Source organism: Spirosoma sp. 48-14, from assembly GCF_001898575.1.
Classification (GTDB): Bacteria; Bacteroidota; Bacteroidia; order Cytophagales; family Spirosomataceae; genus Spirosoma.
Genome location: NZ_MKUD01000072.1, coordinates 243,714 through 251,653 on the forward strand (window position 1 = coordinate 243,714; position 7,940 = coordinate 251,653).

The 7,940-nt window shown below is 50.8% G+C and carries 8 protein-coding genes and 1 tRNA gene; 7 read left to right on the forward strand and 2 right to left on the reverse strand.

Annotation, left to right across the window (positions count from 1 at the left end; genetic code table 11):
- Window positions 1–36: 36 nt before the first annotated feature.
- Together BGO59_RS31295 and BGO59_RS31300 are read right to left on the reverse strand one after the other, a co-directional pair.
- Window positions 37–2,073, reverse strand: a complete 2,037-nt coding sequence (locus BGO59_RS31295) for a thioredoxin domain-containing protein (RefSeq protein WP_293690831.1) — start codon at window positions 2,071–2,073, stop codon at window positions 37–39.
- Window positions 2,074–2,111: 38 nt separating this feature from the next.
- A complete protein-coding gene (locus tag BGO59_RS31300) occupies window positions 2,112–3,770 on the reverse strand; it encodes a T9SS type A sorting domain-containing protein (protein WP_365981295.1) in 1,659 nt (552 codons plus the stop codon).
- A gap of 101 nt (window positions 3,771–3,871) precedes the next feature.
- Between BGO59_RS31300 and BGO59_RS31305 the strand changes: the two genes are divergently transcribed.
- The 7 genes from BGO59_RS31305 to BGO59_RS31335 form a co-directional block, all read left to right on the forward strand.
- Window positions 3,872–4,333 (forward strand): hypothetical protein, encoded by a 462-nt coding sequence (locus tag BGO59_RS31305; protein ID WP_293690832.1) that lies wholly within the window; start codon window positions 3,872–3,874, stop codon window positions 4,331–4,333.
- An 88-nt stretch (window positions 4,334–4,421) separates the two neighbouring features.
- Window positions 4,422–5,294 (forward strand): alpha/beta hydrolase, encoded by an 873-nt coding sequence (locus BGO59_RS31310; RefSeq protein ID WP_293690834.1) that lies wholly within the window; start codon window positions 4,422–4,424, stop codon window positions 5,292–5,294.
- Between the two features lie 51 nt (window positions 5,295–5,345).
- Window positions 5,346–6,662: an MFS transporter gene (locus BGO59_RS31315; RefSeq protein WP_293690836.1), complete on the forward strand. Its 1,317-nt coding sequence runs from the start codon at window positions 5,346–5,348 to the stop codon at window positions 6,660–6,662.
- 24 nt (window positions 6,663–6,686) lie between these two features.
- Window positions 6,687–6,764 (forward strand) — tRNA-Val (locus tag BGO59_RS31320).
- A 147-nt stretch (window positions 6,765–6,911) separates the two neighbouring features.
- Complete coding sequence (locus tag BGO59_RS31325) at window positions 6,912–7,274, forward strand: transposase (protein WP_293690838.1); 363 nt, start codon at window positions 6,912–6,914, stop codon at window positions 7,272–7,274.
- 46 nt (window positions 7,275–7,320) lie between these two features.
- On the forward strand, window positions 7,321–7,551 hold the full coding sequence (locus tag BGO59_RS31330; RefSeq protein ID WP_293690840.1) for a hypothetical protein: 231 nt from the start codon (window positions 7,321–7,323) through the stop codon (window positions 7,549–7,551).
- Window positions 7,523–7,940 (forward strand): transposase (locus BGO59_RS31335; RefSeq protein ID WP_293690842.1); only part of this gene is annotated, 418 nt, incomplete at its 3' end. The genes BGO59_RS31330 and BGO59_RS31335, both read left to right, overlap by 29 nt.

A 7,940-nucleotide genomic window follows, 5' to 3' on the forward strand; every position in this document is an offset into this window, starting at 1 on the left:
GAATCGTCGGTAAGATACGTGATTCTGTCAACCTTTTTACCGTAAAAGTTGCCATACGGCAGCTACGCTGGTAACGGGTAGTTGACAAGCCCGGTTGTAGCAGACGTACACAGCCGTGTTTCCATCGATAGGGCCACGCTGCTCCAGTAAAGGCAAGATACTTTTATCGACAGTGCCGCAAATCACCTTATTGGGGTAAAATTCAGCATCTAGCGCTTCCCGATAGGCTTCGGCATCCGGTCCAACCACAGCAATTTCAGCTGTTGGTCGGGCACGCATGGCAAATTGAGAGGCCCAGTTGGTAAGGTAATCGGCGTTTTGCTGAACCAATGGCTGCACTCTTCCCAGCATCTGATCAGCCCGCTCGGCATAGTCTGGTCGTTCCAGCAGCAGACTTAAGGTGTAAAGGTTTTCGACCATCATCGAATTTGAGGAAGGAATCACATTATCGAACAGCTCCTTGCGCCGGGCAATGAGTTCTTCGCCATTTTTATCGGTAAAGAAAAACATCGGATCAGGCTCCGTTTCGCCAGTACCAGCATCCGAAAAATTCGCCAGTACATACTGCATCAATTGATCGGCTTCCATCAGCCAGCTTTCGGTGAACGTGGCCTGATAAAGAGCCAGCAACCCATCGATAACGGCAGCATAGTCTTCCAGAAAACCTGCCTGCCGGGCACGACCCAGTTTATAGGTATGCCATAGCCGACCGTTTCGGGCATCCCGCATTTTTTTGAGCAGGAAAAACGCCAGCCGGATCGCCAGGGTCAAAAACTCAGGTTCAGCAAAAACCCGGTAAGCCGTCGCCAGCCCCTTCAGCATCAGGCCATTCCACGATGCCAGAATTTTATCGTCCAGGCCGGGCCGTATCCGTTCTTCACGGACTCGCCATAAGCGGGTGTGGGTGGCCGCCAGTCGTAATTCCAGATCGGGCAGCGACCATTCCATTCGCTCCGCAAACGATTCATCAGTTTCGGTGCGGTGAAGAATGTTACGACCGTGCTCCCAGTTGCCGGCATCGGTCAGATTATACAATTCAGCAAACCAGTCATACTCGTCGCTCAATATCTCCTTTAACTCGGGGGTGGTAAAGGTGTAAAATTTACCTTCTATCCCTTCGCTGTCAGCATCCAGAGCCGAATAGAAGCCCCCTTCCGGACTCAACAGTTCACGCTGAGCAAAACTGATGGTCTGATAGACAACATGTTTATAGAGCGGGCTTTTGGTCAGGCTATAGGCTTCCGCATATAAAGCCAGCAGTTGCCCATTGTCGTACAACATCTTTTCGAAGTGCGGAGCAAACCAATCGCCATCCGTCGAATACCGGGCAAATCCACCACCAAGCTGGTCGTATATACCGCCCAGCGCCATTCGGTCGAGGGTTAATCGTACCTGATGCAAAGCGGCATCGTTGCCAGTAGCATCATAATAGCGCAGCAAAAATCGCCAGACACTGGGCATCGGAAACTTGGGCGCCCGACGCATCCCACCTTTCTCATCATCGGCCTTGACAGCTACTTTCCGGTAGAGGATTTCCAGCAACTCAGGAGAGAAAAGCGGATCAGCCTGTTTCAAGCCATATCGCTCGGCATCGGTTAAATTCAGTTCGGTAGCAAAGCCTTCGGCCGATTTGGACAGATCCTCCCGATGGTCCTGAAACGCCTGTCGAATGCTATCCAGCAGATTGACCCAGTTTCGGGTTGGCAGATACGTAACTCCGTAGAAGGGTTTGGCACCGGGCATCAGAAAAACATTGAGTGGCCAGCCCCCCTGTACGCCCATTGCCTGCACGGCATCCATATAAATGGCATCGACATCCGGCCGCTCTTCCCGATCCACTTTAATGCAGACAAAATGCTCGTTCATCACCTGCGCCACCGACTCTTTTTCAAACGACTCGCGCTCCATCACATGGCACCAGTGGCAGGCCGAATACCCAATACTGACCAGAATTGGTTTATCCTCTTCCAGGGCTTTGGTAAGCGCTTCATCACCCCATGCATACCAATCGACCGGATTGTTGGCATGTTGAAGCAAATAAGGGCTGGTTTCGTATTGCAGTTGGTTAGGCATAGTATTGGTGGGTCATTTGCTGCGTAGCAAACGACTAGTTAATGACCATGAATGACAATTTTTTTCGTCTGACTTGTACTGGTGTTCTGAATCCGAAGGAAATACAACCCACCGGGCAAATTGGCTACCTTGAGCACTTCCTTAACACTGTTAACCGCCTGTTTAACGACGGTTTGGCCGTTAGTGTTTACCAACGTCAGTTCTGTTGACGCAGTAGGCAAGCGCTCAAACGAGACGGTCAGATCGGTCTGCGCCGGATTTGGTGACACCGAAAACAAAGGCAGCGCAGGCTCAATCCCCGTGATTGTCCCCAGATCGAAACGACACAAATACACCTCCCGGCCTGTCAGTTCAATGGTTTGGCGCCAGGATTTGTAGCTAACCGTCAGACTCGTTTTAGCCGCATCGGCCGCGTATGGATTCTGAGCCGCTATCAGGATTTGATTCCCTTTAACGACTCCCCGCCAAACAGGCATTTGTTTATCCATCAGATCGCGGGCGGGTGTCTCGATCACCAATTCATACGTTCCCTGAAACATGTCGGCAAAACGCGACAGCCGGTAAAGGCCATGAATAAAATGCTCATAAGCCGCATACGTATCGGTGCGTGTGGAGGCAAAGGTTGGATTTTCCCAGAGCCATAAACCAGCCGCACCGGAAAAAAATGGGAAGATAGCCGTTGCTTCGGCCATGAAGGGCTGGATAAACTGAAAGGGCGTATTGGAGCTATCGTGATACCGCATCCATACCCAGGGCACTACGGGTTTCGTGCTCCAGGCTCGGTTTACTTCCACCTGAAAGAGCAGATACGCCAAATAATCCTGCGCAAATGGATTGGGGTAGTCGTAATAATAATATGCTGAAGGTCCCAGTGCGTCCAGTTGGTCATAATACGGTCCGCCAATGCGGCTAAGCGTCGAATCCTGTACCATGTAGTTGGTCAGACTCAGGTTCGTTTTCCAATCCGTCCAGGAAAATGTGGGCACATTCACATAGGTATTCAAAACGGGCGTATCGGCATAACTGGTGACACTGATACCTGTCAGGTCGGCATGTTGCCGGATATACCGGGCACTCTCGGCATACAGGTTTCGCATCGCCTTTTTGTACGCTGCAATAAAATCAGCATCCGAAAGAGAGCGGTACGTAGCAGGAACGCGGGTATCCGTTTTAAGCCTCAGTATCCGGGCGTCGGTTTCCTGAAATCGCTCGATGTCCAGTGCTAACCGATTAACCGGAAGGATGTACAAACCGGCCGCGTTTTTCTGGCCACCCGACAACCCCGACAGATAAGCATCCCATTTGGCCCGGTAGGCCGTCAGATCATTCCCCCACGGACTTTCAATCGTTTCCCAGGGTTGGTTCAGTCCCGTTGCCACACCATAATAAACCGTAGCCCGTTGGGTAGGCTTCACCAATGAGCCATATTCCGAATCTTTCACTTCGACCAGATGACTAAAGCCGTGACGCAAAGGGCTAGCCTGTGTATCGGTAAATCGGGGGCCACCGTAGATTACAGGAAACGGAAGACTAAAGTCAGGGAATTTACTCCATTCGATCAGATTTGACTGGTTTACGGGGGTAAACGATAACCGGTCGGCACACAGTTGCTGGGCCATTACCCGAACTTGTCCCGTTAGCCAGAATACGATCAGAAAAAATCCAAATGGAAGCCGCATCGCTTGAAATTTGGGCAAAACTACAGAATTTTAAGGGCGCAACGTGTCCCGGTTCATAAACGATACGTCAGCAATTCCCGTTATTAGTCAGAAACAAATCGACAAATCAACTCCATCGAATGAAGCATACAACCCGATTTCTTCTCGTGTTTACAGTTCTTTTAGGCGCTGTAGCAGGTTGCAAAAAAGACGATGGCACCACGCCCGTTGTCACAACAGCTTCACAAACCGATCTGTTGATTGCCAACAACTGGCGAACAGTACGAGTAACCGACACGAATAGCCAGGAAATCAACAAAAGTCGCCTGAATCTGGCGACCCAGATATTATATGACCTGAATATGCAGTTTCGGAACAACGGCACCGTTCGGGCGCTCGATCCCAAGCAATCGAATCTGGTCATCAACAACGGCACCTGGAAACTGGCCACCGATAACAAGTCGCTCGATGTAGTGGTATCGGGTTTCAGTGGGAACTTCCCTATCATCCAGCTTACGAAAAGTAAACTCATCCTTCGCCAGCGGGCTCCCGTCGATGGGAAAGACGCCGACATCAACCTGGAGTTCGACCCGTCCATTTAAAGGAGCGAAAGAGTGAATGAGTGAACGAGCGAAAACCTGCCGGACGGCTTCGCTCTTTCACTCATTCACTCTTTCGCTCTTTCATACTATGAAATTCGAAACTGAACCTGGCTTTTACATCGCGGCAGATGCGTATGGGGAACCGGCCAATCCACCCGTTTTGCTCCTTCACGGCGGTGGACAAACTCGGCACTCCTGGGGCGATACAGCACAATGGCTGGCCGATGCGGGTTTCTATGCCCTTGCCCTCGACGCACGGGGTCACGGTGACAGCGACTGGTCGGCAGAGGGACACTATGGTATTGAGTATCTGGCAGCTGACTTACGGGCTGTAATTGCTCAGCTCGATCAAAAACCGGCTCTCGTCGGAGCGTCTATGGGTGGCATGACTGCCCTGATTGCCGAAGGCGAACGTCCGCCCGGTAGTGCATCCATCTGCAGGGCGATTGTTCTGGTCGATATTGCCCCACGCACGGAGCAGAAAGGTATCGAGCGAATCTTTGCGTTTATGAGTGGTAACCTTGACGGCTTTTCCAGTCTGGACGAAGCAGCCGAAGCCGTGGCGGCTTACCTCCCCCATCGGCCCCGCCCTGCCGATCATAGCCGTTTGGAAAAAAACCTGCGTTTACGCAAAAGCCCGACTGGCGAATGGCGTTACTACTGGCACTGGGACCCGAACATGCTGGCTCTCTGGCGCAAAAACACAAGCCCCGATCAAAAAACGCAGAACGAAGAACGCCTGTACCGGGCTGCTCATGCGCTCACTGTTCCCACGCTCATTGTTAGAGGAGGCATGAGCGATGTAGTGAGCGAAAAAATAATGGCCGAGTTTCTGGATTCTGTACCACACGTTCAGAGTGTCAACGTTGCCGAAGCGGGTCATATGGTTGCAGGCGACTCAAATCATGCCTTTACGAAGGCAGTGGTAAATTTTTTAAAGAGCGAAAGAGTGAATGAGTGAAAGAGCGAATTACCTTCGATAAACTTTCGCTCATTCGCTCTTTCACTCTTTATGTCTAAAAACATCCCCCGTATCCTCACCGCCTGGACGTTTTACGACTGGGCCAATTCAGTACATTCGCTGGTTATTGTATCCAGTATTTTCCCGGTTTATTTCTCAGCCACTGCGCTCAACGAAACAGGCGGCCCGGTGATCAATTTTCTGGGTGTCTCCATCAAAAACTCAGTCCTGTTTTCCTATACCATTTCGGCCGCTTTTCTGTTTACGGCTCTCCTCTCGCCTATCTGCACCGCCGTTGCCGATTACAGCGGGCGAAAAAAAGCATTCATGAAAGTGTTTTGCTATACGGGAGCTATCAGTTGCAGCCTTTTGTATTTTTTTGTTCGGGAAACCACTACGTTTGCCGTTATCTGCTTCTGGCTCAGCCTGATTGGCTGGAGTGGCAGTATCGTATTCTATAACTCCTACCTACCCGATATTGCTACCGAAGACCAATACGATCGGGTCAGTGCCCGTGGTTTTTCGATGGGGTATCTGGGCAGCGTACTGCTGATGGTATTCAACCTGCTGGTCATTCTGAAACGCGAGTGGTTTGGTAATATTTCCGAAGCAATGGCCTCCCGGATCGCCTTCCTGACGGTTGGCTTATGGTGGATCGTCTTTGCTCAGATCCCGTTCAGCCGATTGCCTGACGGCACCCGAAAAGCCGTCGGAAAAACCGGAAATTACCTGCTAAACGGCTTTAAAGAACTACGCCATGTATGGGCCGAACTCCAGGGACTACCGTTAGCCAAACGCTTCCTTGTATCGTTTTTTGTGTATAACATGGCTGTTCAGACCGTCATGTACGTAGCGACGATTTTCGGGAGCGACGAGCTGAAATTGCCCGGTCAAAGCCTGATTATTACCATTCTGCTCATTCAGTTGGTCGCCATTCCAGGCGCTTATGGCTTTTCTCGGCTTTCCGAACGGATCGGAAACACCTACTCCCTTATGACCGCCGTTGTCATCTGGATTGGGATTTGCGCGGCCGCCTATTTCGTTCAGACCGAATCGCAGTTTTTTATTCTGGCGGGTGTTGTTGGACTGGTGATGGGCGGAATTCAGTCACTATCGCGGTCAACCTATTCCAAGCTCATCCCGGCCACCACCGATACCGCTTCGTATTTTAGTTTCTACGACGTGACGGAGAAAACCTCCATTGTATTTGGTACGCTGGTGTATGGACTGATCGAGCAGCTAACGGGAAGTATGCGGAACAGCGTATTGGCACTGCTGGTGCTGTTTGTGGTCGGGTTTATGCTTTTGTGGCGGATTCCATCACAAAAAATTTACCATGCCCGTTTGGAAACAGAAGAAGTTTCGTAAGTTTGCAAGCCCGAAAGGGAGCAAAGGAGGTTAGCTCAGTTGGTTCAGAGCGCTGCTTTGACAGAGCAGAGGTCAGCGGTTCGAGCCCGCTACTTCCTACCAAAGAAGGGCTGATTGCGTGAAAGCGCAGTCAGCCCTTCTTTTTTTTAAGATTACCTACTGATTGTGAGGGCATTATGGATCAAGGTCAAAAGTTGTGGAGGGCATAGGATTTATCTAGGTTTGTGCGGTTAATCAAACCGCGTCGTTTTGGAAAGTTTCTTGCCCATCATTCAGTTTCTGTTGCCCGAGTTCATCCTAGAAAATTTCGAGTTGACTTCTATTGACCGCCAGGATGGCATCTTCCAAGTGCATATCGAGGAGAAAAATGCCGATGAGACTGATCCAGAAAGGAAAAACCTGCTCTCCAAAGGCTTTTTTCCTACCATTACCGTTCAGGACTTTCCCATCCGTGGCCACCAGGTCTTCCTCCACATCAAACGGCGTCGATGGCTCAATACCAAGACCGGTAAAGTCGTCTATCGAGACTGGACTCAAGTGGCTGATGGAACGCGGATGACCAGTGAGTTTTCCGCTTTTTTAAAACAAATCAGTCGATACCAACCCCACTAGCATCCGGTCAATTGGCAATTTTTATGGGGTTGGTGGTTCTGTTTTATTGCGTCAATACCGTGACTGTCAGAGTGGATTTGCCAATTGGGAGCAACGAGCCCACGCTAAAGACTGGCTGCTGTATCCCCCAAACCTGGGTACTCATCTGTCGTTGGATGAAACGAGTCTGTCGCAAGGGGAACTCTACACCATTCTGACCAATAAGGCGGCTAAAGGGGGCCAGGTCGGACCGCCGATGCGGAAGCATCGTGGCGATTGTGGCAGGCACCAAGGCTGAAACAGTAATCGACGTATTGCGTAAGTTGCCTGAAAAACAGCGCAAAAAGGTACAAGAAGTTACTCTGGACATGGCGGGGAACATGGCCCTGATTGTTAAGAAATGCTTTCCTAAGGCCACTCAGGTCACTGACCGCTTCCATGTGCAACAACTGGCTCTGGAGGCCGTTCAGGATATGCGTATTGCGTACCGCTGGCAGGCTCTGGAAGCCGAAAATGAAGCCCTTGAGCAGGCTAAGCTCAGCCAGACCGACTATCAAGCGGAACTACTTTCCAATGGCGATACGGTGAAACAACTGCTAGCTCGTAGCCGCTATGTGCTCTATAAAAAGGCCACTGACTGGACGTCCAGCCAGCAAGAGCGGGCCGATCTGCTGTTTGAGCGGTATC

What these genes read in the sequence shown, in the direction of transcription:
- BGO59_RS31295 (WP_293690831.1), bottom strand. Translation starts at nt 2,073, where the DNA reads ATGCCTAACCAACTGCAATACGAAACCAGCCCTTATTTGCTTCAACAT.
- BGO59_RS31305 (WP_293690832.1), top strand. Translation starts at nt 3,872, where the DNA reads ATGAAGCATACAACCCGATTTCTTCTCGTGTTTACAGTTCTTTTAGGC.
- BGO59_RS31310 (WP_293690834.1), top strand. Translation starts at nt 4,422, where the DNA reads ATGAAATTCGAAACTGAACCTGGCTTTTACATCGCGGCAGATGCGTAT.
- BGO59_RS31315 (WP_293690836.1), top strand. Translation starts at nt 5,346, where the DNA reads ATGTCTAAAAACATCCCCCGTATCCTCACCGCCTGGACGTTTTACGAC.